This window comes from Pseudomonas sp. PB106 (assembly GCF_009764645.1).
Taxonomy (GTDB): domain Bacteria; phylum Pseudomonadota; class Gammaproteobacteria; order Pseudomonadales; family Pseudomonadaceae; genus Aquipseudomonas.
Genome location: NZ_RWIM01000209.1, coordinates 69,471 through 92,938, shown reverse-complemented (window position 1 = coordinate 92,938; position 23,468 = coordinate 69,471). Strand labels below are relative to the sequence as shown.

Here is a 23,468-nt window from a genome sequence, read left to right as displayed (position 1 = left end):
CATTGAAAAATCAAAGTCAAAAGATCGCAGCCTGCGGCAGCTCCTACAGGGGAATGTATCGGGCATAAAAAAGCCCGCGCTGCCTTCACAGGCAACGCGGGCTGATCGTTCCCACGCTCCGCGTGGGAATGCATCCAGTGACGCTCCGCGTCACCGGCCAAACGCTTACTTCTCGACGAACGCACGCTCGATCAGGTAATCACCCGGCTCGCGCATCCGCGCCGAAATCTTCAGACCGAAGCTGTCGAGCACTTCGCTGGTCTCGTCGAGCATGCTTGGGCTACCGCAGATCATCGCGCGGTCGTCCTGCGGGTTGATCGGTGGCAGACCGATGTCGCTGAACAGCTTGCCGCTGCGCATCAGGTCGGTCAGACGGCCCTGATTCTCGAAAGGCTCGCGGGTCACGGTTGGGTAATAGATCAGCTTGTCACGCAGCGCTTCGCCGAAGAATTCGTTCTGCGGCAGGTGCTCGGTGATGAATTCGCGGTAGGCGACTTCGTTGACGTAACGCACACCGTGAACCAGGATCACTTTTTCAAAGCGCTCGTAGGTTTCCGGGTCCTGGATCACGCTCATGAACGGCGCCAGGCCAGTGCCGGTGCTCAGCAGATACAAGTGCTTGCCCGGGTTCAGGTCGTCGAGCACCAGGGTGCCGGTAGGCTTCTTCGAGATGATGATCTCGTCGCCTTCCTTCAAGTGCTGCAGCTGCGAGGTCAGCGGGCCGTCCTGCACCTTGATGCTGAAGAACTCCAGATGCTCTTCCCAGTTCGGGCTAGCGATCGAGTAAGCGCGCATAAGCGGGCGGCCGTTAGGCTGTTGCAGGCCGATCATCACGAACTGACCGTTCTCGAAGCGCAGGCCCGGATCGCGGGTGCACTTGAAGCTGAACAGAGTGTCGTTCCAGTGATGAACACTGAGGACACGCTCGTGGTTCATGTTGCTCATGTACGTTTGACTCCTGGAGATTGGGTCTGCGCTGGCTTTTGAAGGCGACGGTGCGCAATTGCATCGCATTCTAATAGCGACGACAATATCTGTTAACTGGATTATTAAGATAAGGGTTATCGGTTATATCGATATGCGATTTACTCTCCGTCAACTGCAAGTCTTCGTCGCCGTCGCTCAGCAGGAAAGCGTATCCCGTGCTGCGGGTCTGCTCAACCTCTCGCAGTCGGCCGCGAGCACGTCGATCACCGAACTGGAGCGCCAATCCAGCTGCCAGCTGTTCGACCGCGCCGGCAAACGGCTGAGCCTCAACGCCCTCGGCAAACAGCTGCTGCCGCAGGCGGTAGCCCTGCTCGATCAGGCCAAGGAAATCGAAGACCTGCTCAACGGCAAATCCGGTTTCGGCTCGCTGTCGGTGGGTGCGACCCTGACCATCGGCAATTATCTGGCGACCCTGTTGATCGGCAGCTTCATGCAGCGCCACCCGGAAAGCCAGGTGAAGCTGCATGTGCAGAACACTGCCAATATCGTGCAACAAGTCGCTCATTACGAAATTGATCTGGGTCTAATCGAAGGCGATTGCAGCCACCCGGACATCGAAGTGCAGAGTTGGGTCGAGGATGAACTGGTGGTGTTCTGTGCGCCGCAGCATCCGCTGGCGCAACGCGGCAGCGCGACCATGGAGGAGTTGACTCACGAAGCGTGGATTCTGCGCGAACAAGGTTCCGGCACGCGGCTGACTTTCGATCAGGCCATGCGTCACCATCGCAGTGCGCTGAATATCCGTCTGGAGCTGGAACACACCGAAGCGATCAAACGCGCGGTGGAGTCGGGGCTGGGGATTGGCTGCATCTCGCGGCTGGCGCTGCGTGATGCGTTCCGGCGCGGCAGTCTGGTGCCGGTGGAAACGCCGGACCTGGACCTGGCCCGGCAGTTTTACTTCATTTGGCACAAGCAGAAGTACCAGACCTCGGCGATGCGCGAGTTTCTAGAGCTGTGCCGCGCGTTCACCGCCGGGGTGCAGCGCAGCGACGAGATCGTCTTGCCGACAATCGCTTAAAGCAGAATCACCGCCCACACCAACGCGATCATGCTCAGCGCGACGAATTGCGCGGCGCTGCCCATGTCCTTGGCGTTCTTCGACAGTGGGTGCAGTTCCAGCGAGATGCGGTCGATGGCCGCTTCCACCGCCGAATTGAGCAGCTCGACAATCAACGCCAACAGGCACACCGCGATCAACAGCGCCTGTTCCACACGGCTGACATTCAGAAAGAACGTCACCGGAATCAGCACCACATTGAGCAGCACCAGTTGGCGGAACGCCGCTTCACCGGTGAAGGCGGCGCGCAGACCGTCCAGCGAGTAACCGGAGGCGTTGAGGATGCGTTTCAGGCCGGTCTGGCCCTTGAAAGGTGACATAAGGTAGAAACCAACAAAAAAGGAGTGGGAAAGCTAGATCAACAAAAGTCAAAAAAGCGTGAAGACGCCAGTCTTTATTGGCTCGGAATTGACTCAAGTTGTTGCAGCAGTAAAGCCGCTTGCGTGCGAGTGCGCACATTCAGCTTGCGAAAGATCGCGGTGACGTGGGCCTTGATGGTCGCTTCCGACACGCTCAGCTCGTAGGCAATCTGCTTGTTCAGCAGGCCTTCGCAGACCATGGTCAACACGCGAAACTGCTGCGGGGTCAGGCTGGCGAGCCCGTCGCTGGCGGCTTTGGCTTCATCGGAAACGGCGACCGCTTCGAACGCTTGTGGCGGCCAGAACACATCGCCATCGAGCACTTTGCGCACGGCTTCCTGAATCACACTGAGGTCGCTGGACTTGGGAATGAAGCCACTGGCGCCGAACTCACGGGATTTGACCATCACCGACGCTTCTTCCTGCGCCGAAACCATCACCACCGGAATCTGCGGGTATTGTCCGCGCAGCAGCACCAGCCCGGAAAAACCGTAGGCGCCGGGCATGTTCAGGTCCAGCAGGACCAGGTCCCAGTCAGCCTTTTCGGTCAGGCGGGTCTCCAGTTCGGCGATGCTCGCCACTTCAACCAAGCGTACATCCGGGCCAAGGCCCAGCGTCACCGCTTGATGCAGGGCGCTACGAAACAGGGGGTGATCATCGGCAATCAGGATGTCGTATGTGGCCATTTTTCAAATGATCCTGTTTTTTGATGGCAGACACGGTGCATTCCGGTCTGGCCAAAGCAACTCAAGATGCCGCTTTTGAAGCGATATCCACAGGGGCACGTTCAACGCCAATCAACAGCAAACACGGCGTTTCAAACCTTGGCCGCACCCTAATCGGCGCCAAGCATGCCCAGCGAAGACTGGGTGGTCAAGCAGCACGGCCGCCGCTGCGTACAGTATGGGCCACTATTGGGCCAACTCCGGCTGCGGCTTTCGTATATAGGGCAGCAGCTCGGCGTGCGCGGGGGTCGATTCATTCATGTCCAGTTGTTGCTTGGCACCAAGGTAGTGCTGGCTGAACACGTCGAAATAGGCGTCCAGCGCAGAAGCCGCGTCGCTGTCACCCGCCAGTTCGAGACATAGCGCAGCCACTTCGGCGGTGCACAGATGTTCGCTGCGGGTCGAACGGCGCAGACGATAGCGCGAGAGTTTGTCGGGTAGCAGGCTCAAGATCGGCAAACGGTCGAAATACGGGCTCTTGCGGAAGATCTTCCGCGCTTCAGTCCACGTGGCGTCGAGCAGAATAAACAGTGGGCGTTTGCTGCTATCGACAGCGACGGTATTGGTCACCCGCGACGGCTCGACGTATTCGCCGGGAAACACCAGATACGGCTGCCATTGCGGGTCATTGAGCAATTCGAGCATCTGCGGATCAGGCTCGGTGCGCGACCAGATGAACGCGTGGTTATCGCGCACTACATCAGCAATCAGCCAACCGGTGTTGCTCGGTTTGAACACTTCCTTGCCGGTCATGATCAGGCACACGCCCGAGCGCGTTTCAACGCTCGGCCGCCACGCGCACAGACAATGGCTGATGATCACCCGGCAGTCGCGGCAACGTTCGGAGCGAAAGCCACGGGCCTGAATCGGCTTGATGCCCTCATCTTCGCGCTGGTCGCGCAGACGGGCGACGGCGTTGGGGGCATGGTTCATCGTAGATAACGCCGAAAAGCAGGAAAACTCGACACGAACAACACTCGGCAGGGCAATAAAGGCCGGCAGTTTACCAGAGCGACGGGCACAAGCCTGTACCCTCCCGACCGGCTCCCCTATAATTCGCCGCCACTGAACGCACAGCCCCGAGGCTGGTCGAACCACCAGTCACCGAATCAGGAGAGTTTCATGCTGCGCCTTATCGTTCCCACCGCTGCCATTCTGCTGGCGTCGTCCTTCACCGCTCAGGCCGCCTCCCTGAGTGAGCAGAATCTGAACCGCGAGCTGCGCAACGTCGCCGCCCAGAGCAGCGTCGGCACGCCACGCGCCATCAGCGAAGACATTCTTGATCAGGGCTTCACCGTTGAAGGCACGCAGTTGATCAATCACCTGAGCGTGCAGAAGAGCCACGCCGACAAAATGCGCGCTGACCCAAAAGCGGTGTATTTCCAGTTGGGCGCCTCGGTGTGCAACAACCCGTCGTTCCGCAAGCTGATGGCCAAGGGCGCGATCATGCGTTACGACTTCACCGAAGTGAAAACCAACAAAGCGATCGGTTCCGCCAGCTACCAGGAATCGGATTGCCCGAAAGCCGGCCCGGCGAAGAAGAAGTAATCATCGCGAATTGGCGCGCCGCTGTTCATCCTCGGCGCGCAGTTCGGCCAGCAAGGCCTGTAGATAGTGCGAACGGCGCTCGCCACCCGCCAACCGCCGGCAGCACTCCTCTTCGAGACTGACCTGATGGGTCTCGGCTGATGCCTTCAACATTCGATACAACTGCGTATCGATCTCCAGAATCACTCTGGCCATGTGTCCCGCCTCCTTGCCACCCGCAAATCCTTGAATAGCGTGCACCTTGCGTACGGTCGTTGACGCAAAGCTGTCGTACGGCGCCTGTAAGTTAGTTAATCAGAGGGATTGCCACCCGGCGCACGTTCAGACGAGCGGTGTCGGCATTGGCTGAACACAATAAACGGTTGCCAGCCAGAACGTTGCGGCGCAATGATCGAGTCGGCGCAAATCCTCGCAAGCGTCTAGATTCAGAGTACTCCCGATCATTTTTTCAACGGCAGAAAAGGAACTGCCGATCGTGTGTTTTTTTGCAGCGCGGCACTGACGTCGCTCGTCAGGGCCGCCCGCTCTGTGCAGAAGGAGACGTTGAATGCCTTACCAACCGAATGACCTCCTAAGTCGTCATTTTCAGGAAAGCGGTCCCGACCTCATCACTCAGGTCGAAGAACAACTCCGCCGTGTTTCCCCCAACAGCCCCAACCTTCCCATCTACCGCGACATGATCCTGACCGTGCTGCGCATGGCCCAGGAAGACCACAACCGCTGGAACGCCAAGATCACCCTGCAAGCCCTGCGCGAACTGGAGCAAGCGTTCCGGGTGCTGGAGCAATTCAAGGGTCGACGCAAAGTCACCGTATTCGGCTCGGCACGTACACCGGTCGAACACCCGCTGTATGCCATGGCCCGAGAACTCGGTGCGGCGTTGACGCGCTCGGACATGATGGTCATTACCGGCGCCGGAGGCGGCATCATGGCTGCCGCCCATGAGGGTGCCGGTCGTGATCACAGCCTCGGGTTCAATATCACCCTGCCCTTCGAACAACATGCCAACCCGACCGTCGACGGCACCGGCAATCTGCTGCCGTTCCATTTCTTCTTCACCCGAAAACTGTTCTTCGTCAAAGAAGCCGATGCACTGGTGTTATGCCCGGGTGGTTTCGGCACGCTGGATGAGGCGCTGGAAGTGTTGACGCTGATCCAGACCGGTAAGAGCCCGTTGGTGCCGGTGGTTTTACTGGATGCGCCGGGTGGCACGTTCTGGCACGGGGCGATGGACTTCATTCGTCAGCAACTGGAGGACAACCGTTACATCCTGCCCACCGACATGAAACTGATGCGCCTGGTTTACAGCGTCGAAGAGGCGGTGGAACAGATCAATCAGTTCTACAGCAACTTCCACTCCAGCCGCTGGCTGAAGCGCCAATTCGTGATCCGCATGCATCACAAGCTCAGCGATCAAGCGCTGGCGCACATGCAGGAAGCGTTCGTCGATCTGTGCCTGAGCGACCAGTTTCATCAACACGCCTACAACGGCGAGGAACACGACGAAGCACAATTCAGCCATCTGGCCCGACTGGCCTTCGCCTTCAACGCGCGCACCCACGGGCGCCTGCGGGAGTTGATCGATTACATCAACCTGCCGGAAAACTGGGCTGATTCCAAACCGCAAACGGCGCAACGCGGCCGCGAACCGTCACAGGTAATTTGAAGGCAAAAAAAAACGGCCCGCTATTTTCATAGCGGGCCGTTTTTATTGAATCGGATTAATCGTCCATGCCTCGACCGCTGAACAAGCGGTTGATCATCTCCATCGAAAACCCCCGATACGCAAGAAACCGGCCTTGCTTGGCCCGTTCTTTTGCATCAATCGGTAAATGTCCGGAGAACTTCCTGCGCCAGGTGTCCTGGAGTTGTTCCTGCCAACTGATACCGCTTTCGCGCAGGGCGAGTTCGATATCGGCACGCTGCAAACCGCGCTGGCTCAGTTCCTCACGAATCCGCAGAGGGCCATAACCGGAACGCGCCCGGTAAGAAACAAAGCTTTCAAGGTAACGGGCTTCGGAAAGCAGCCCCTCTTCCGTCAAACGGTCGAGGGCTGTTTCGATCATCTCCGCCTCGGCGCCGCGCTGGCGCAATTTGCGCGTCAGTTCGACTCGACCATGCTCGCGACGTGCGAGCAGGTCCATGGCGGTTCGCCGCACCGCGACGAGGGTATCGAGTACGGCGGTGGTCATCGCTGCAATCAGATGTCAGCGTCGGCCAGGTCGTCTTCAGTCTCTTTGACTGCAGAAGCCTTGGAGTCGATCACCGCCGGAGTCAGCAGCTTGTCACGCAGTTGCTTCTCGAGCTTCGCGGCGATTTCCGGGTTGTCTGCCAGGAACTTGGCCGAGTTGGCCTTGCCCTGACCGATCTTGGTGCCTTCGTAGGCATACCAGGCGCCGGACTTCTCGACGAAACCGTGCAGCACGCCCAGGTCGATCATCTCACCGTTGAGGTAGATGCCCTTGCCGTAAAGAATCTGGAACTCGGCCTGACGGAACGGCGAAGCGACCTTGTTCTTCACAACCTTGACGCGGGTTTCGCTGCCGACCACTTCGTCGCCTTCCTTCACCGCGCCCGTACGGCGGATGTCGAGACGAACCGAAGCGTAGAACTTCAGCGCGTTACCACCGGTGGTGGTTTCCGGGCTACCGAACATCACACCGATCTTCATACGGATCTGGTTGATGAAGATCACCAGGCAGTTGGCGTTCTTGATGTTACCGGTGATTTTACGCAGCGCCTGGGACATCAGACGGGCTTGCAGGCCCACGTGCATGTCACCCATTTCGCCTTCGATTTCAGCCTTCGGTACCAGAGCTGCCACGGAGTCGACGATGATCACGTCAACGGCGTTGGAGCGCACCAGCATGTCGGTGATTTCCAGAGCCTGTTCACCGGTGTCCGGCTGGGACACCAGCAGGTCATCAACGTTGACGCCCAGCTTGCCGGCGTACTCTGGGTCGAGGGCGTGTTCGGCGTCGACGAATGCGCAGGTCGCGCCAGCTTTCTGAGCCTGAGCGATCACGGACAGTGTCAGTGTGGTTTTACCGGAAGATTCCGGACCGTAGATTTCAACGATACGGCCTTTTGGCAGACCGCCAATGCCGAGCGCGATGTCCAGACCCAGAGAGCCAGTGGAAATAGCCGGGATCGCCTGACGGTCCTGATCGCCCATACGCATCACGGCACCCTTGCCGAATTGACGTTCGATCTGACCCAGGGCCGCAGCCAAGGCTTTCTTCTTGTTGTCGTCCATTAAAGTCCTCACGTAATCAATAAGGCCTGACGGCCAACACCTGTATAAGTAGCCAGTATTATTCCACAGCGTTCGCGGATCGCCTACCCCTGATTTTCGATTTCTCGTGCCGCTAGTCGCAGGAGCCCCTCTAGCGCGGCCTTCACCGTTTGTCGGCGGACTTCATCGCGGTTACCGGGGAAGTGCTGAACCTCACTGATCACCGTCTCGCCAACGCCCCAGGCCAACCACACCGTACCGACCGGCTTGTTCGGCGAGCCACCGTCCGGCCCGGCAATGCCGCTGACCGCCACGGCAAACCGCGCCAGGCTTTTTTCCTGCGCGCCACGCACCATCGCTTCGACCACTTCAGGACTGACCGCGCCCACCGTCTCGAATAGCTCGTGTGGGACATTCAGCTGCTGGGTTTTCTGCCGGTTGGAATACGTCACATAACCGGCTTCGAACCACGCTGAACTGCCCGGAATACGGGTGATCGCTTCTGCAATGCCGCCGCCGGTACACGACTCGGCGGTGGTGACGTGGGCATTGAGCACTTGCAGACGTCGGCCCAGTTCGGCGGCCAATTGGGTGGTCTCTTTCACGGCATGCTCCGGATCGTGTGGAATGCCTCCACCGTACACGAGCCGGTTGCGCTTTCAATACACAGACTCATTCAAAATGTTCGGGTTCCAGTGCTCTGACATAGGCCTGACAGGCCTGCAAGGCGATCAATCCGCGGTCGCCCGTGTCGGTGATGGCGATAATTCGTTGAGCATGCGCCGGGTCAAGTCGGGCGCGTACGGTTGCAGGATCCACGCGGCCGGCGCCGGCGGTGGCTGGCACGTTGCAGCCTGGGGCAACGTCGCTGGCGTCGAGAAGGACTGACAGGCGCACATCAGCAGTAGCAAGAAGATCGCGCAGGCGATCCTGATCACGTTGGGCATCGCTCAGTGCTCGGTAATGGCTTTGTTCACTGGTCGCGAGCCGTTGCTCCAGCGCCAGACGTTTATCCCGTTCAACCTGTTGGGCGGTCGCGGCGGTCAGGGTCAGTTGATTGAGGTTTTCGGCGTTTAACCGCGCTTGCTCAGCCAGTTGTTGCCCGTAACGCCAATCCTGCAACTGCCAGGCCACGGCAAAAGCTCCCAGCGCCAACAACAAGATGCCGATCATTCGCCAGGGGATTGGCATAACACCGCCCTCGCCCGCGCCCAGATTTCCAGGCGATCCTGCAAACCGTTCAACCCGCCGTTGATGCGACGGGTGATCGTGTTGAACTGCTCACGGTCGGCCAGCTCGTTCAAGCCGTTCTGCTCCCAGAACCACGCAGCGGATTCAGCCGCCCATTGCGGTTGCTCGAGCAGCTCGGGCAACGATAACAGCCGCTCATCGCCAAACAGGCCAACGCTGCATTGTCGATAATTGCTACGGCCAGTGATTTGTATCAGCCCACGTCCGCGATACTTTTGCCCGTCGCCATCAGCCTCTGGCGTATTGCCCAGACGCAGCGCCAATGTGCCGGTGTCGTATTTGCTCAGGTATTGGTTGTTGCCCAGCTCGCGCACATAGCGCAGTTGCCCCGACTCGTGGCCGACCTGCGCCAGAAACGCAGCCATGCGTTTGGGCGTGTCGATACGACGCCGCGTCATGGCGGCGTTGAGCACCGAAACAAAAACGCCCGCTTGGGAGCGGGCGTTGGGCATGATGTCGATAAGGTTGTTTTCAGTTATTTGCATAATGCTTGATCCTCCCTGGATGTGCTGCGATTGAACCATGGCCGACGGCCCAGACCTGCCAGCCATTTCTTTCCGGAGTTTTCCGCGCCAGCATCCTCGGGGAATAAAGTGGGCTCACAGAGCCGCTGCCAACCAGCGCGGCGCCACCGGACGATGCTCACTGAAAGGAAAGAACGACCCTTGCGGCCAGTCGCGCAACCCGCGCCGATAGGTTTGCAGTTCGGCGTATTGATCGGTGGTCAATGTCGTAACACCGTCGTATTCAAGTTCATCGCGGTCTCGCGCAACCAAGCCGTCGGTGGCGGCCAGTTGCGCGGTACGCCAGCGACGCTCTGTGGCTTCGACTTCCTCTACCGAGGGCGGCGGTGGGTCAACCAGAATTGGATAGCCATTTTCCGTGCACGCTCCAATCATTTCTGGACTGAGCGCCAGTTGCTGTAGCAGCGCGATCCAGTATCCCTGCAGTATCTCCATGACGTCGTCGGGAATATCCGCGGAGTTCACAGCCTGAGGGTAAGCGCCCCGTGTACTGGCGCTGAACAACATAGGGTAAATGTTCATTCGATAGCCCTTTGCAATATAGTTCACGCTCCACCTGCACTTGATTAACGGGCAGCATTGCGGATTTCATCCTTCAACCCAGCAGGCTCCCTTAGGGATTCAAGGCGCAGAGAAATCAGTCCTTGGCTGCAGCCTTCGGATCCAGGCACGCGGCATCAATCACGCAGCGATAGCTGTTTTCACGATTGCCGCTGGCAGTGACTTTTTCGATCGACCAGCGCCCACGCATGAAGTCTGGCCAGGTGTCGTCGAGCAACAACAGTCCTTCAGCCGTCAGCAGTGGATTGCCCGGACAGGTGACTTTCACCTTGTACTTTTTGCGCAGCATCTTGCGCACTTCACCCTCGCCGACCGCGATGGCGTCGGCTTCGTTGGGCTGTTGCTGGCGGATAACCTTGTGCGGCGCCACACCGGTTTCAATCCAGCGCACCACAGCCGCCGCCGCATCCCAGAAACAGGTCTTGCAGCCTTGTGTCTGCTCGCGCGCGGCCTCTTCCAGGGTGGCGCTGATGAAGGCCTGATCGCCGGGACGATTATCGTGGGTGACCGACAACGTCACATCCGGCAGGTCCTGGCCCGAGATTGTTTTGATCTGACCGGGGCGCGCCAGCACATACGCATCGCCATAAGGTTTGGCGACCAGGTTGTACTTCTTCGCCAGCCGCGTCAGAAAGCCCATGTCGGTTTCATTGGACTGGTCGACGTGGGCGATTTTGATCATCGCCACGTCCGCTGCGACGCGCGATGAAAAACCGTGCTGCGTCACCAGTTTGCTGAACAATTGGCCGAGCGTCGTGGGCCCATGACTGGCGGTGCGGCGCTGCTTGAAGCCGGTTTCATCATCCTTGGTAAACGGCGCGGCAGTGGCCACCAGAGTCAGGCGAAACGGAAACAGTGTCGGCGTCAGGCGAGTGACTTTGAACTGGCCTTTGTCGACCATCTCCTCCATTTCCAGGTAACCCACCAGCAGGCCGATTTTTCCGCCGAGACTTGGCAGCCCTTCGAGTCCTTCCAGATCAATGGTCAGGGTCAGTTGATCGGACTCGATACCGGCGGCGTCAATGTGCTCCCAACTGATCAGACGCTGGTTGAGCAGATCGGCGTTTGCGCCATAAATCTGCACGACCGGGGTAAAACCCAGTGCCATACAACCTCCTTAATCCCAGGCCGTGAGTGCTTTGATCGGGGTGGATTTGCTGTCGAGTTCAGGCAACACGACCCAGATGCCAGCAGGCAAAACCGGGCCGTGCTCGGCCAAAGTCGGGTTGAGTTTCCACAGCGCTTGTTCGGCGGCGTCATCGCTGCGCCCGGTTTCGCGGTAGAGCAGCAGATTCACTGAATCACCGGCCACGCTTCGTACCTTACGCATTGTTGAACTCCGCTAACTCGATGACCCAATCGACCACCATCGCGGTGCCGTCATCGATGATCTGGGTCTGGGTTTCCTGAACGTTGTTGATCCGCCACAGACCCCAATTGCGCCCGATGCCATCAATCAGCGGCAGCGGGATTCGTAGCGCCTGCAAGGCACGCAATTCATCGAGTCGATCCATGGCCACGGCGTACATCGACTTGCCGGTGATGGTCAGGGTTTCCGGTTTCTGCCCGGTCTGACTGGATTTGGGCTTGCTGGTGAGGATGGGCAAATCCGTCCAGCCGCCATCGGTTTTGCGCAACAACTGGTGGTACGCAAAGTTGCGCGACAGGCCGAAAATGAAACTGCCCAGTGCCATTTGTTGTTTCATCAGGCGACTCCATCGGTCAGGGCTGCGTCACGTCGTGTGGCGAGAGGATTGGTCGGCATGATCTGGCCCAACTGAATCATTGTTGTCTGCACCACCAGATTGGCCAGTGCCTGGGCGCTGCCCTGATCCTGACCATTGATGTGAATGGTAGAGTTGAACGTGACAGGCTGGTTGGCGGCTGTGGAGGCAAGTGCCGCAGGGATCGTGGAGGTCGCCGAGGTCGCGATGAGGTCTTTACTGACCTGTGCAGGAGAGCCGAGACGATCGACTTGTGTCCCTAGCTTTTCGCCCAGGGATTCACCGATGGCCCCGCCCGCCATGCTCCCCAGCCACCCGCCGACCATGGTGCCCACACCCGGCAGAATCAACGTACCCAGTGCAGCACCGACAGCGGCACCCACAGACGACCCGGCTAACGATGCACCGGACGACACGACGGCACGCTTATCGCCGCTCATGACGCCGTTGACCATTTCATATCCGGCGCTGAGCAACCGCAGCGGCGGTGCCCGTCTGGCAAGCAGTCTGCCTGCCCTGGCGTAAGAACCGGCCAGTGGAGCAGCCGGTGCAGAACTGACGGCTGATGAGCCTGCAAATGCCGTCATGGTTCCCGGCCAGTACGTGCCGGACATGCGGGGCAGAACGGGTGGTGCCGGTGGAGCACTGATCCGTGGTGGCCGAGGGATCACCGTGCGAGGGCTTTTCGCACCTTGACCGGTTTGTTTACGTCGGACTCGAGGCTTGATGCTTGACCGGCGAGGCTTGAGTCTGTCACCCGTCCCGCCGCCCAGCGGTTTGCAACAGCAGTCATGGCCCGCGCCATTTCCGGCCGACGTTTTCTTTGCTTTCGGGTCTTCAATATCGGCAATCAAACCGCCAAGACCGAACGGCAATTTTGAAGCGACGCCCTTGAGTAGTTTGTCGGTGAAATTGCCGAATGCCTTGGCGATCACCGCCACCACGATGGCCGACAGTCCCACGCCCGCAAGGGCCAACGCCGTCGAGGTCTTGGGATGGGCTTCAGCCATATCGGCCACGCCATTGGTCATATTCGTCAGCGAATCCAGCGTGCCGGTCGCATCCGGCGCCAACGCCGTGATCAGACGATTGAGACTGGCATCGAACGCGTTCCAGCTTCGCTGAGGGTCTTTGCCCGCAGGCTCGGCGCTGCGTTCAATCGCGCCGCTGTAAGCCGGGGTCAGTGGATCATTGGGCTTGAGCAATGAAAGCGGCGTCTGAACCTCGCCGGGTTTGCCCATCCACTGAAGCACGCCCCCCTCACCCTTGAATGCCGATGCGAGGCTGCTCTGGGTCGCTTGCGAGGACACAAGCGACGACGTTCCTTCCAGTTTGGCCGGAGCGACCAGCGAAATCGCTTTTTGCAGGTCTTCGGGTTTCGCCAGCAGTTTGCGTACACCGTCGTCGCCACTGAAAAGTGTCTTGATCAGCGCTGCTTGCTGCTCTGCCGGTTGTTGCTTCAATGCCGCCAACGCTTTGACAAGGTTGTCCGGTACGTTTTCGGTCAACTTGCCGGGATCAAGCCCCAACGCCTTCCACGCCGACTGCTCGGCCGCCGACCCTTGGGGCCCTTTGGCCAGGGCTGCGCTGATGCTTTTCACCGACGCCCCGGCACCGGCCTTGTCGACGTCAGCATTGAGCAACGCGGCTGACAGCGCCGCCAACTGCTCGGGCAGGATCCCCGCTGCAACGGCCGATTCGCCGGATTGCTGCACGACCGAGCCGATGTCGGCAGCCGTCGCATTCAGTCCACTGTTGCCCAGATGCTGAGTCGCATCAGCCAGCAGCTGACCTTGAGTGTGATCCAGTCTCATCGAGACTTGCCAGGCCGACAGCATTTCACCGGCCGACTTCAGACTGATGCCGAACGCCGACGCATTGACCGCTGCATCCAGGGCAAAATCCAGCAGCACTTGTTCCTTGTCGGCGCCCTTGAGACCCGCACCAATCCCGGATCTGCCAGCCGCGACTTCGACCTGCACCAGATCCACGACCGTCGCCCCACTGCCGGAAACCCGTTTGTCGGTGGCCAGTTTGAGGTTGGCTTTCGACAGTGTGTCGAGGTCGCCACTCAGGCCTTGAACCTGCTTGAGCTGAGCCATGGCGGTTTCCAGGGCCATGTCCGATTGCAGATAGGCCGGAGGCGAGCGTTGTTCAATCTCAGCCTTGAGCTTTGACTTGCTATCGCCGCCTGCCGCCGGCGCGGTAGCTCCCACTGGCACCTTGAATGATGCCAGTGCCGTGTTCAGCCCCAGCACAACAGCGCCGAGTTTGATCTGTTCACGCACCAGACTGCGGATGTTCAGGCTGGCCGTAAGCAGCGCCTCTTTCAGTTCGGACAGTGGTTTGACCAGGCTGTCTGTGGCCGATCCCCCTGCCGACAAGCCGGAACCCGCGCCTGCGGTTTGCGCGGCGTACATCAGCGAAAACGATTTGTCTGCCATTGCCGCTCTACTCCTGTTTCACGCCAAGGCGAGTGATCGCTATGCCGTAGCGGCGCAACGCCTTTTCGGCGTCCCATTCCAGAATTTCCGCTTCACTTACCGGGTAAATGAGCGGGACGATATCGAGGATTACTTCGATATCGCGTTCCGAAAGTAGGCCGCCGGCTGGTTTAAAAAATCGTCTATGCGCACCTGCAATTGCGTCCAGTCCGGGACGGTCATCAGGGCCAGATCGGGGATCATCAGGCCGGTGCAATGGGCGGTGATGAACTCGGCGCGTTCCTTGGCCGTTTGCAGTTTCTTCATCACTTTGGTGGCACGCAGCACCGGCATTTCCAGGCTCAGCGAGGTCACGGTGCGGCCGGTCACGGCGAGCGGTTGCAGCAGTTGCACCTGATCGGGATCAACGGACTTTTCCGCGTCTTCGACCTGGTCGAGAAAATGCGAAGACGGTTGGGTCGACATCTCGTGCACGTACTGCGCGATGCTCACGTAGTCCGGGCGTTTGAGCTGGTCGAGTTCCTTGACCGACAGGCCGGTGGCGAGCAGTGCCAGTTCGAAGAACTGATCGTCTTCATCATCGCCGGCGCGTTGCAGCGCTTCTTTTTGCGCGGCGTAGAACAGTGGCTTGAGCTGGATTGTCTCGATCTGCGAACCGTCGTCACCGGTGATCGGCGACAGCAGCTCATGTTGGGGTGGCATCCACGACATGTATGAATTCCTTGGTGATTCTGGGGGTGTAGACATTCCCTTGTAGGAGTGAGCCTGCTCGCGATAGCGATCCTTCAGTCAGATCGATGTCGACTGGACTGACGTCATCGCGAGCAGGCTCACTCCTACAGGGGGTTGGCGCTGTGCCGGATTACGGCATCAGCACCGCACGACGGGCATCACCAAGGATGTCGACGCCGTTGAGTACGAACTTCTGGGTGCGCACGTCGATGTCGATCACCGGCACGCCGTTTTCCAGACGGTTGTAGGTACGGCAGGACAGCTCCAGTGTGGTGATGGCTTTGCTACCCATTTTCAGCGCATCTTCAGCCAGAGATTTCAGCTTGCCGCCTACTGTGTGATAGGTGAACCAGGTGTTGCCGTCCTGATCCTGTCCGGCTTCACGCACGTTCAGCAGGATGTCGTCGCCCAGTTTCACGCCCATCGCCAACAACACTTCAGCACCGGTGCCTTGCAGCTTGAGCGTGGCATTCAGCGCCTTCGCGCTCTTGGCCATTTCCTCAACGATGAAGCGCCCGCCCGTCATGCTTTCCATGTCGAAGTCGATCTTCGGCGGGGTGAATTCCTCAACGGTCGCCGACAGCGGCAAGCCTTGCAGGGTGGCCGCGATGGCCTGTCTTACGCGGTTGGTAAACATTAGAGAACGTCCTCCAGGAACTGCTCGATGATTTCATCGCGGGCGTTGAGTTGATAAACCATGTGTTCGTTCGGCGCGTAGCGGCCGTAATCGATGACCACGTACCAAGTGCCGTTCTTGTACTTCTCGACGCTGTTCAGTTCCGGGTGCAGGTACACGCTGCCGCCAGGAATGGTTTCGTCGGCGACCAGGGTTTGCAGCCAGTCGTTGATGCGCTTGACCTCTTGATCCATGAAGGATTTGGTGAGGTTTTTGGCCATGGCTTTCTGGCCGGCTTTGACCAGCTTGCGGCTGATCGCATCTTCGAGACCGACGTAGCTGATGAACTTGCCGGTGATCGAGCGGTTGCCCAGCAGCGAGAAGCCGCCAAGCACGGTGCGGGCGTAGTAGCTGACGCCGTAGCGGTTGAGCAGATCGCCTTCGGTGGAGGTGTCGAGGATGTTGTATTCAACGACCCGCGACACGTCTTCGGCGTAAGTCACCTGATTGCCCGGGCTCTCCCACTGCTTGACCTTGGCCAGCGCGGCAATCGCCAGGCTGGAAGGCGACAGGAAAACGTTTTTCTTCGCCGCTTTCGAGTACACGGCGGGCATGTTGTGCACCACCAGGCAACGGTCGAAACCGAGGTCGGCGCCACCGAGTTCCTGGCTGTACAGCACTTGATCAGCGACCGAGGCGTCCTTGCCGTCCAGCACCACACGGGCCTTGATGCGCTTGCCGAACGAGGCGAACTCGCCGGCCACCGCTTTGGTCCCGGTGAAGCCCGGCGCGCCGATGATGGTCAGGTCTTCCGGGACACTGCCCAGCGCGGCCAGACCGAGCTTGCGACCGGTCAGCGGATCGACGCCGCCGATCACGTTGTTGACGGTGTCGGCCGGCGTCGCGCCCGCTTCGACGATGACCACGTACACCGGCACCTTGACCACTTTGAGGATCTGGTAAACCGCGTGGTACAGGGTGCCCTCTTCCGCACCGGTCGGATCGAGCAGCGCATGGGTGGTGAAGCTATTGATGCGGAACGCTGCGTTACGCGGAATCAGCGGATCGGCGTTCGGCGCAGTGCCGACCAGACCGATGACGTTGTCACCCAGGCCACCCATGGCCTCGGGGGATTCGGTGGCATTGACGGTAATGCCGTTGTGCTCGAAGTTCAAAACCTCAGCCATGTTCAGTCAGCCTTCTTGGCAGCGGCCTTTTTGGCCTGGGTGGATTGGGTTTTCAGTTCCAGTCGACCGGCGAAGTGCAAGGCACTCGCTTCGACGTCAAGCAGATCAAGGTCTTGGCCGATGCTCGACCAGTGCCCACCGCCGGTGGGGAATGGGACGAGCACGGTGTAGGTTTGGCGGTTTGCCATATAGGTTTCTCCAGAGACGAAAAAGCCCCTTCGTTTGAGGAAGGGGCCAAATTGCTGATCAGCGGGCAAAAAAACGCCCCGACAGTGCGGGGCGTTTTTAATCAGGCAGGCTGGCGAGCCATTCCGGCGCTGCCGGCCGGTGTTCGCTCAAGGGCGACTCGCCGCCCACCGGCCAGATACGAAGCGCGCGACGGTACGTTTGCAACTCGATGTATTGCGCTGGCGTCAGCAGCGTCGGCCAACGCTCCACTTCATCGCGGTAACGGGTCACAACGCTGTCAGTGCTTGCCAGTTGCACGTTGCGCCATGCACGTTCAAACGCTTCCAGTTGCCCCGGAGGATCAATCAGCACCGGGTAGCCGTCATCATTCGCGACGATGATCTTGCCGCTAGACTGGCCGTTCAATAATTCCATCCAATACTCTTGCGTGATTTCAACAGCATCGCTTGGAATGTTGGTGTTAATGGCAGGATTGTAAAAACCGCCAGTGGATTTCGAATAAAACATAGGTTCTTCCTTGTTTGATAACCAACAATCTAATCGACCCGGCTGGATAGCCAGATAGGAAAACGCCCCAAGGTGTGGGGCGTTTGTTGAGGCACTGGGACGGGTCACACTGGCGCAGGGTCCGGCCAGCCTTCGTTGAGCATCACGTCCGAATAGGTGCTCGCTTCAACTGCCTGCAGCAACTCAAGTTCACGATCAAAACACGCTTGAACGTGTGCGCGGACCGCTTTGGCAATGGCGAGAATCTGGCCGGCGTCGATCTCGACGAAACCGTTGAGTGTTTTGAAGTTGCAGCGGTAACTCGGGTCGAGAATCGCTGAGAGTCCAGTGCTGGCAATCAGCGACTGGCTGTCACGTGAAGTATCGATCTGCAGCTCATTGACGATGACGCCCGCAGCCTCCTGCACATAGCGTTGCTCAGCGATCAACGCTTGCACTTCAGGTTTCGACAGAACTGGGTCGGACGGCGGGGTAAACGTCCATTCAGTCCCCGATTCGACGGCTGACCAGCCACGCGCCGGCATGACCCCCTCAGGTACTTGAACCCAAGTAAATGCGGGATGAAACTCGGCGCAGACGTCATCATCCAGCTGCTTCAATTCTGCGACGATATCGTCACAGATCCATGCGTAGGTTTTCATGCATATTCCTCGAAGATTGCCACGCCATTGGCACCGGCCGCGCCTGGTCTGGCGACACTCGAAGGCCCGACAGGGGAGCCACTGGCACCAGAGCCGTAACCAGATCCTGGTTTAGCGCTTGCAGCAACATAGCCGCCACCTCCGAAAGGTGAACTCCCGCCAGTTCCAGCCAGAGTCGAGCCATTGGTGGAGATGCCATATCCGCCAGACATCCCTGCACCGTTGAACACGGTTCCACCCTGGGCAGGCAACCCCGGTATTCCTGCGCCCCAAAGCCCGGAGATACTGGTCGATACCGAAGTGCTCGGACTTGATCCACCTCCCCCAGGGCAGGCCATCAAAGTTCCAACAGTCGTACTGCCACCGGGCTGGCCGGCAGCTCCAGCCGAACCACCCGCCCCACCCTCGCCTACAGAGACAAACAGGCCTGCGCCGATTTCGCTTGCAGCAAACCAGCCTTCAGCCCAACTGCCGCCCGCACCACCACCGGAAGCCGAGCTTGCTGCGGCGCCTGTTGCGGCAGTTCCACCGCTACCACCACCGCCGCCGATTGCCCTGATGCGAACTTTCTTCATACCGGGGGTGGGAATGTATTGAGCTGTTGAAGTGATAACCTGCGTGCCGAGATACCGACCTGTTCGCGCGGCCAGCTCGGCGATGTCGATGTTTCCCTGATTGACCGGTGCGCTCCAGGCCTTGATGCACCACATGACCGCGATGTTGCGAGAGCGGGTCTCAGACGCCAGCCGAGCGCCGGCCGCTCCTGTAGCGAGAATCCTGCCGTTAACCAAGCCGCCCTTGTAGTATGGAACAGTCGGAAAATCGAACGTGGTGATGTTGCCGTCTGTCGGCATCACTGAGCCGCTGCCAGGTGTCAGCACGGTGTGCCAATGCTCTTGCAATGCATCAGCCTGCAAGCTGCCGATCAAACGACCAGCGTCCACACCGCGCCCATGGTCCCAGCCACGCAGGAACTCACCACGCGATTCCGGCAGTCGGAAATTACCCGCGCCTTCATCGCCTTTGTTGTAGGTAGTGCCGAGGTATGAGGCAAGGTCTGGATAAGTTGCAATGCTTTGCACACTGCCATTCAGTTCGAGAAAACCTGCCGGCACGGTGCCTGTAGGGAAGGCCAGAACGGCGCCCACCGGAACGGTGGATTTAACCTGTTCCACATCCTTGGCCAACGCGGCAATGTCGATGTTTCCCTGATTGATCGGCGCGTTCCAGGCTTTGATGCACCACATGACCGCGAGGTTGCGTGGACGAGCAGAGCCATAGACAGAGGCTGAGCCAAGCGGTGCCGCAGTAGAAGGAACGCCAGACTCTGCAACACCTGGGTAAAGCCCGGCTGCCACAGTATCCGCACCAAATGAAGCAATGGTGTCCGCCGACGCCGCCGTTGTTCTCGGCGCCTGAATGCCTGCACCACCGGCTGAAGTGTCATAACTGACCAGCGTGCCCTTCTGCCAGCTACCCACCGTGCGATCTGCATCAACGCCACGCCCATGATCCCAACCACGCAGGAATTCGCCGCGGGAATCCGGCAGCCGGAAGCTGCCTGCACCTTCATCACCTTTGTTGTAGGTGGCGCCTAGGTACGCAGCCAGATCCGGATAAGTCGCAATGCTCTGCACACTGCCATCCAGCTCCAGAAAACCGGGTGGAACGATACCTGTAGGGAAAGCCATTACCGCACCGACTGGGACGGCTGATCCGAGCCGCGATACTTCCTTGACCAGTGCTGCTACGTCGATGTTTCCCTGATTGACCGGGGCGTTCCAGGCTTTGATGCACCACATGACGGCGATGTTGCGCGGTCTTACAACTCCGCCATCCGCCAGTATCGATGAGGTTACAACCCCCGAAGTCGTATAGGTCCTGGCTACTCCAGGATAGTCAGCGGAAATAAATACATCCGCTTGCGCAGCCGCCACCGATGCCTGCACAACTTCGACCGTGAGGTTCGGATTAGGATTACTGTCAAAAGTAGTTACCGTACCCTTTTGGGGCGAGCCAACTACACGGCCAGCATCGACGCCTCGTCCATGATCCCAACCACGCAAGAATTCCCCACGCGCCTCAGGCAAACGGAAGTTTCCTACGCCCTCATCACCCTTATCAAACTTGCCGCCCAGATAAGCACTCAAGTCCGGGTACGTCTCGCTGCTCTTGACGCTGTTATCCAGCTCGAGAAAACCCGGCGGTGGTGCATCAACCGGAAACGCGACAATCGAACCCACCGGCAACGCCGATGCTTTGGCGATCAGCGCTTCAACTTCAGCCTTGGTATACGAATCCTTGATGCCAAATCCAGCCAACGTTTCAGGATTCGCACCCGCCGTCGCCCGGCCATATTCATCAACCGTCAGGCTCTTGTAAGTCCCGGCAGCAATCCCGGTACGACCGGCGAGCATCTTGAACGTCAGCGCAGTTGTGCCGAGGGTGATCGGCGCGTTGGTGGTCAGGTGCCACAGCGAATCTCCGTTCGCCGTACCCTCCTCGACCATGACCGTCAGGCCCGGCGTGACCTTGGCGTTGCTGTTGGCATCCGTCGCCCGCACCCAGTCACCATTGGCAACAACCCACAAGCCGTTGTCCTTGGCCAGTGTTTGACTCGGCAATAGCACACGGTCACCAGCGACCACGGCGACACCGTCAATCTGCTGCGCGCCGTTCAGCACGACATTGCCAGTCGCAGCGACCCGCACCGATTGTTTGCCATCCAGTTTGCCGAGTTCTTCGGCGAGATAACTCATGACCCAGGCACGCGTGGCTTTGACCACGGTGTCGTCAATCTGCAACGTCACCAGCGATGCATTACTCGTTTCGAAAATCGAGCGAATGTAGAACTCTTTACCGGAACCCGACGTTGCCAGAACCGGTTTGAACGACTCCGGGTATTTGACGATGGCGTAGAGAATCCCGGTGTCGGTCCACAGCCCTGCTTCGCGCACATACCAGCCGCCAACATCTGGCGGAATGGTCACTTCGGCGAGCAGCCAGCTCGGATTTTTCTCGTCCTGGAACAGCGCATTGAGCGGACCACGCCAGACTTCGCGTTTCAGCGCGGTGGCGGTGGCCGCCGGGTTGTAGACCGTGCCGCCGCCGTCGCCGACGGAAATCTGCGTCAACTTGATCGGCGTGCCTGCGGCTTTGCACGCCGTTTCGTAGGCAATCCCTGCGTTGGTGAGCAGGGTGTAATAGTCAGCCATTCAGGCCCCCTGAGGATAAATAGTGGATGTTTCGACGGTGTAGAGCGCCGCCGCCATGAACGCTTCGCCCGAGGTTTCGAGCCCTTCGATGACGATCGGATAAACCGTGGTCAGCTCACCGCAGAACGTCGCGGCGCCGATGACGTGATTGCCGAACGCGCTGAGCCCCACCGAGACCGTCAGCACATCCCGCTCGCTTTTCGCATCGGCCAGGCGTCGGTCGAGACGGGCGTCGATGGCTTCGCTATAGGGTTGTTCGCTGAAGGCGCGCACGGAAAAGCTGTACGGCGCGCCGGGCGGTGTCTGTTCGTACCAGGCGCGGATTTCCGGGCGCAGTTGCAAACCCTTGGCGGCGTTTTCCAGCGCCTTGCGAATGCCGGCCTGACGCGCCGTGGGCCAGGCTAATTCGACGGTCAGGCGTTTTTCCGCTTCCGGCGCATCGGTGCTCCATTCGGCGACACCCCGATCCGCTGCCAGATACGGCAGAAAAGCGACCGGCGTTTCGCTGGGGTTCATCAATTCGGGGAACGGCGGCGCGATGCGATCCAGCAATGCAGCGAAGCCCAGATCCAGCCCGCGTTCGGGGGTCGAGCTGTTGGCGGGCAACAGCGTCGGGCGCTGAGTTGTTTCACTCATAGCGTCAGCACCTCGACTTCAACCGCCGTGCAGTACGGCGCTTGAAACGCCGAGGTCACGATCGGCGCCAGCGGTTCAAGAATCTGCAATTGCACGGCGCCGGCGCTGTGCAGCGTGAAGTCGATCCAGCTCGGATCGACCCGGCCTTCGAGGCGATGACAGCTGTCAGCGTAGGCCTGTAATTGCTGCTGCGCCGCGACTTTTGTCAGGCCGGAATCAGGGCCGGAATTGATCTTGGCGACGACGCGAATTTTGTAGCGCTGAATGTCGGCAGACTTGACGGTGACGAGGTCGGTTTCCGGTCGCACATCGGGCCGTGCGAAATGCTGCCGCACACCGTCGAGCAAGGTTTCGGACGCTGTGCCGTCGCCCTCTCGCGCCAGCACCGTGACTTGCACTTCGCCGGGCGCGGTGCGGCGGCCATTGCCATCCTTGACCTGCGCGGCGAGGCCGTCCGGGTTGAAGGTGTACGTGACGTTCACAACCCCGGCATCGCTGGATTCGACGCTCACCGTTGGCCGCTCACCGAGGGTGAACACTTCGCGGCGATACTGCATTCGCGAACCCGCCGCCGGTGCATGGGGCGCCAGGTAATAGCGCAACCGCGCATCGTCGTCGCTTTCATAAATCGCCGGCACCGGTGGGAATGCGGCCGGGTCGCCGGCATCCAGCAATTGCCGCTCAAGGCCCATGTCGGCCAGTCGCGCATCGAGGTTGCTGCCCGTCGCCCACCACGCCAGCATCTGCTTGATACGTGCGTTGTATTTGCGTTCGTGGGTTTGCAGCCGGACGCAAAAGGCTTCCAGCGCCAGGGTCAGCAACTCGCTTTCGTTGTCGAGACTGGTCTTGAGTTTTGCCGCGCTGTCCGGCGAGCGCGCAGCGACGTATTCGATGACGAACGCCTTGAACTCGGCGAGCAAATCCTCAAAGGCCTCGACGGTGATCAGCGAAGGTTCGGCCAGTTGGTTCTGCCCGGGAATCAACATGCTCATGTCACGACCTCGAAGGTTTGTTGACGGTTTTTCCAGGTGCCGGCGAAGCGCAGCAGCAGTCCAGCGCCCTGACGGCTGGCGACGATCACTTGCGGCTGAAAATCACTGATGCCGTTTTGCGCGTTGTAGAACGCTTGCGCCGCGTGGCTCTGCGCTAGCAGCAAGACGTCGTCACCGAGGTTCTGCCCCAACAGCGAGGGGATCAGCGATCCGTACAAGGGCCGTTTTTGCCGGGTGCCCAGCGGCGTGGTCAGGGCCCGGGTCGCGCGCTGCACAAACTGCAGCCAGTCGTCGACCGTGGCCCCGCTGTCTCTATCGATTCCGATCATGGGAAACTC

At 59.5% G+C, this 23,468-nt stretch carries 28 protein-coding genes; 3 read left to right on the top strand and 25 right to left on the bottom strand.

Annotation, left to right across the window (positions count from 1 at the left end):
* Positions 1 to 165: 165 nt before the first annotated feature.
* On the bottom strand, positions 166 to 945 hold the full coding sequence (gene fpr, locus EJA71_RS26010; protein ID WP_007908723.1) for a ferredoxin-NADP reductase: 780 nt from the start codon (positions 943 to 945) through the stop codon (positions 166 to 168).
* Between the two features lie 133 nt (positions 946 to 1,078).
* Here fpr and EJA71_RS26005 point away from each other — a divergent pair, with 133 nt between their 5' ends.
* On the top strand, positions 1,079 to 2,005 hold the full coding sequence (locus EJA71_RS26005) for a LysR family transcriptional regulator (RefSeq protein ID WP_034154937.1): 927 nt from the start codon (positions 1,079 to 1,081) through the stop codon (positions 2,003 to 2,005).
* Here EJA71_RS26005 and EJA71_RS26000 read toward each other — a convergent pair.
* From EJA71_RS26000 to EJA71_RS25990, 3 genes are all read right to left on the bottom strand, one after another.
* Positions 2,002 to 2,364 (bottom strand): diacylglycerol kinase, encoded by a 363-nt coding sequence (locus EJA71_RS26000; RefSeq protein ID WP_158960759.1) that lies wholly within the window; start codon positions 2,362 to 2,364, stop codon positions 2,002 to 2,004. The two genes, EJA71_RS26005 and EJA71_RS26000, sit on opposite strands and share 4 nt — an antisense overlap.
* A gap of 74 nt (positions 2,365 to 2,438) precedes the next feature.
* A complete protein-coding gene (gene erdR, locus EJA71_RS25995) occupies positions 2,439 to 3,089 on the bottom strand; it encodes a response regulator transcription factor ErdR (protein WP_158960756.1) in 651 nt (216 codons plus the stop codon).
* 225 nt (positions 3,090 to 3,314) lie between these two features.
* Entirely contained in the window at positions 3,315 to 4,061 is a 747-nt protein-coding gene (locus tag EJA71_RS25990; protein ID WP_158960753.1) for a tRNA-uridine aminocarboxypropyltransferase, read from the bottom strand.
* 189 nt (positions 4,062 to 4,250) lie between these two features.
* On the opposite strand from EJA71_RS25990, the gene EJA71_RS25985 reads away from it, so the two are divergent.
* Positions 4,251 to 4,676, top strand: coding sequence for a PA3611 family quorum-sensing-regulated virulence factor (locus EJA71_RS25985; protein WP_008077172.1), 426 nt, complete (start codon positions 4,251 to 4,253; stop codon positions 4,674 to 4,676).
* On the opposite strand, the gene EJA71_RS25980 is transcribed toward EJA71_RS25985, so the two are convergent.
* Positions 4,677 to 4,871 carry a hypothetical protein gene (locus tag EJA71_RS25980; RefSeq protein WP_122591456.1) on the bottom strand — a complete coding sequence of 65 codons (195 nt, stop codon included), beginning with the start codon at positions 4,869 to 4,871 and terminating at the stop codon, positions 4,677 to 4,679.
* A gap of 352 nt (positions 4,872 to 5,223) precedes the next feature.
* Here EJA71_RS25980 and EJA71_RS25975 point away from each other — a divergent pair, with 352 nt between their 5' ends.
* On the top strand, positions 5,224 to 6,342 hold the full coding sequence (locus EJA71_RS25975) for a TIGR00730 family Rossman fold protein (RefSeq protein WP_158960750.1): 1,119 nt from the start codon (positions 5,224 to 5,226) through the stop codon (positions 6,340 to 6,342).
* A 55-nt stretch (positions 6,343 to 6,397) separates the two neighbouring features.
* Here EJA71_RS25975 and recX read toward each other — a convergent pair whose 3' ends face one another.
* The 20 genes from recX to EJA71_RS25875 form a co-directional block, all read right to left on the bottom strand.
* Complete coding sequence (gene recX, locus EJA71_RS25970) at positions 6,398 to 6,868, bottom strand: recombination regulator RecX (RefSeq protein WP_008077166.1); 471 nt, start codon at positions 6,866 to 6,868, stop codon at positions 6,398 to 6,400.
* An 8-nt stretch (positions 6,869 to 6,876) separates the two neighbouring features.
* The gene (gene recA, locus EJA71_RS25965) at positions 6,877 to 7,932 is read right to left on the bottom strand and encodes a recombinase RecA (RefSeq protein ID WP_007908746.1); all 1,056 of its coding nucleotides are present in this window, start codon (positions 7,930 to 7,932) and stop codon (positions 6,877 to 6,879) included.
* 83 nt (positions 7,933 to 8,015) lie between these two features.
* Complete coding sequence (locus tag EJA71_RS25960; RefSeq protein ID WP_158960747.1) at positions 8,016 to 8,516, bottom strand: CinA family protein; 501 nt, start codon at positions 8,514 to 8,516, stop codon at positions 8,016 to 8,018.
* A 67-nt stretch (positions 8,517 to 8,583) separates the two neighbouring features.
* The gene (locus EJA71_RS25955) at positions 8,584 to 9,102 is read right to left on the bottom strand and encodes a lysis system i-spanin subunit Rz (protein WP_158960744.1); all 519 of its coding nucleotides are present in this window, start codon (positions 9,100 to 9,102) and stop codon (positions 8,584 to 8,586) included.
* A complete protein-coding gene (locus EJA71_RS25950) occupies positions 9,081 to 9,647 on the bottom strand; it encodes a glycoside hydrolase family 19 protein (RefSeq protein WP_158960741.1) in 567 nt (188 codons plus the stop codon). The genes EJA71_RS25955 and EJA71_RS25950 overlap by 22 nt, the downstream gene beginning before the upstream one ends.
* Before the next feature lie 114 nt (positions 9,648 to 9,761).
* Positions 9,762 to 10,208 (bottom strand): hypothetical protein, encoded by a 447-nt coding sequence (locus tag EJA71_RS25945; RefSeq protein WP_158960738.1) that lies wholly within the window; start codon positions 10,206 to 10,208, stop codon positions 9,762 to 9,764.
* A gap of 115 nt (positions 10,209 to 10,323) precedes the next feature.
* Positions 10,324 to 11,355, bottom strand: coding sequence for a phage late control D family protein (locus EJA71_RS25940; protein ID WP_158960733.1), 1,032 nt, complete (start codon positions 11,353 to 11,355; stop codon positions 10,324 to 10,326).
* Positions 11,356 to 11,364: 9 nt separating this feature from the next.
* Positions 11,365 to 11,577 carry a tail protein X gene (locus EJA71_RS25935; RefSeq protein WP_158960730.1) on the bottom strand — a complete coding sequence of 71 codons (213 nt, stop codon included), beginning with the start codon at positions 11,575 to 11,577 and terminating at the stop codon, positions 11,365 to 11,367.
* Positions 11,570 to 11,953 carry a phage tail protein gene (locus EJA71_RS25930; RefSeq protein WP_158960727.1) on the bottom strand — a complete coding sequence of 128 codons (384 nt, stop codon included), beginning with the start codon at positions 11,951 to 11,953 and terminating at the stop codon, positions 11,570 to 11,572. The genes EJA71_RS25935 and EJA71_RS25930 overlap by 8 nt, the downstream gene beginning before the upstream one ends.
* Complete coding sequence (locus EJA71_RS25925; RefSeq protein WP_158960724.1) at positions 11,953 to 14,415, bottom strand: phage tail tape measure protein; 2,463 nt, start codon at positions 14,413 to 14,415, stop codon at positions 11,953 to 11,955. The genes EJA71_RS25930 and EJA71_RS25925 overlap by 1 nt, the downstream gene beginning before the upstream one ends.
* Before the next feature lie 129 nt (positions 14,416 to 14,544).
* Entirely contained in the window at positions 14,545 to 15,126 is a 582-nt protein-coding gene (locus tag EJA71_RS25920; protein WP_158960721.1) for a phage tail assembly protein, read from the bottom strand.
* Between the two features lie 151 nt (positions 15,127 to 15,277).
* On the bottom strand, positions 15,278 to 15,784 hold the full coding sequence (locus EJA71_RS25915; protein ID WP_158960718.1) for a phage major tail tube protein: 507 nt from the start codon (positions 15,782 to 15,784) through the stop codon (positions 15,278 to 15,280).
* A complete protein-coding gene (locus tag EJA71_RS25910) occupies positions 15,784 to 16,950 on the bottom strand; it encodes a phage tail protein (RefSeq protein WP_158960715.1) in 1,167 nt (388 codons plus the stop codon). The genes EJA71_RS25915 and EJA71_RS25910 overlap by 1 nt, the downstream gene beginning before the upstream one ends.
* 2 nt (positions 16,951 to 16,952) lie before the next feature.
* Positions 16,953 to 17,138, bottom strand: a complete 186-nt coding sequence (locus EJA71_RS25905) for a hypothetical protein (RefSeq protein ID WP_158960712.1) — start codon at positions 17,136 to 17,138, stop codon at positions 16,953 to 16,955.
* 97 nt (positions 17,139 to 17,235) lie between these two features.
* Positions 17,236 to 17,646, bottom strand: coding sequence for a phage tail protein (locus EJA71_RS25900; protein WP_158960708.1), 411 nt, complete (start codon positions 17,644 to 17,646; stop codon positions 17,236 to 17,238).
* A gap of 104 nt (positions 17,647 to 17,750) precedes the next feature.
* The gene (locus tag EJA71_RS25895) at positions 17,751 to 18,287 is read right to left on the bottom strand and encodes a DUF4376 domain-containing protein (protein WP_256671824.1); all 537 of its coding nucleotides are present in this window, start codon (positions 18,285 to 18,287) and stop codon (positions 17,751 to 17,753) included.
* Positions 18,284 to 21,502: a tail fiber protein gene (locus EJA71_RS27650; RefSeq protein ID WP_256671823.1), complete on the bottom strand. Its 3,219-nt coding sequence runs from the start codon at positions 21,500 to 21,502 to the stop codon at positions 18,284 to 18,286. The genes EJA71_RS25895 and EJA71_RS27650 overlap by 4 nt, the downstream gene beginning before the upstream one ends.
* Positions 21,503 to 22,138, bottom strand: a complete 636-nt coding sequence (locus EJA71_RS25885) for a phage tail protein I (RefSeq protein ID WP_158960705.1) — start codon at positions 22,136 to 22,138, stop codon at positions 21,503 to 21,505. It lies immediately after the preceding gene.
* The gene (locus EJA71_RS25880; protein WP_158960702.1) at positions 22,135 to 23,130 is read right to left on the bottom strand and encodes a baseplate J/gp47 family protein; all 996 of its coding nucleotides are present in this window, start codon (positions 23,128 to 23,130) and stop codon (positions 22,135 to 22,137) included. Before EJA71_RS25880 ends, EJA71_RS25885 begins: the two co-directional genes overlap by 4 nt.
* Positions 23,127 to 23,459 carry a phage baseplate protein gene (locus tag EJA71_RS25875; RefSeq protein ID WP_007908814.1) on the bottom strand — a complete coding sequence of 111 codons (333 nt, stop codon included), beginning with the start codon at positions 23,457 to 23,459 and terminating at the stop codon, positions 23,127 to 23,129. The genes EJA71_RS25880 and EJA71_RS25875 overlap by 4 nt, the downstream gene beginning before the upstream one ends.
* Between the last annotated feature and the right edge of the window lie 9 nt (positions 23,460 to 23,468).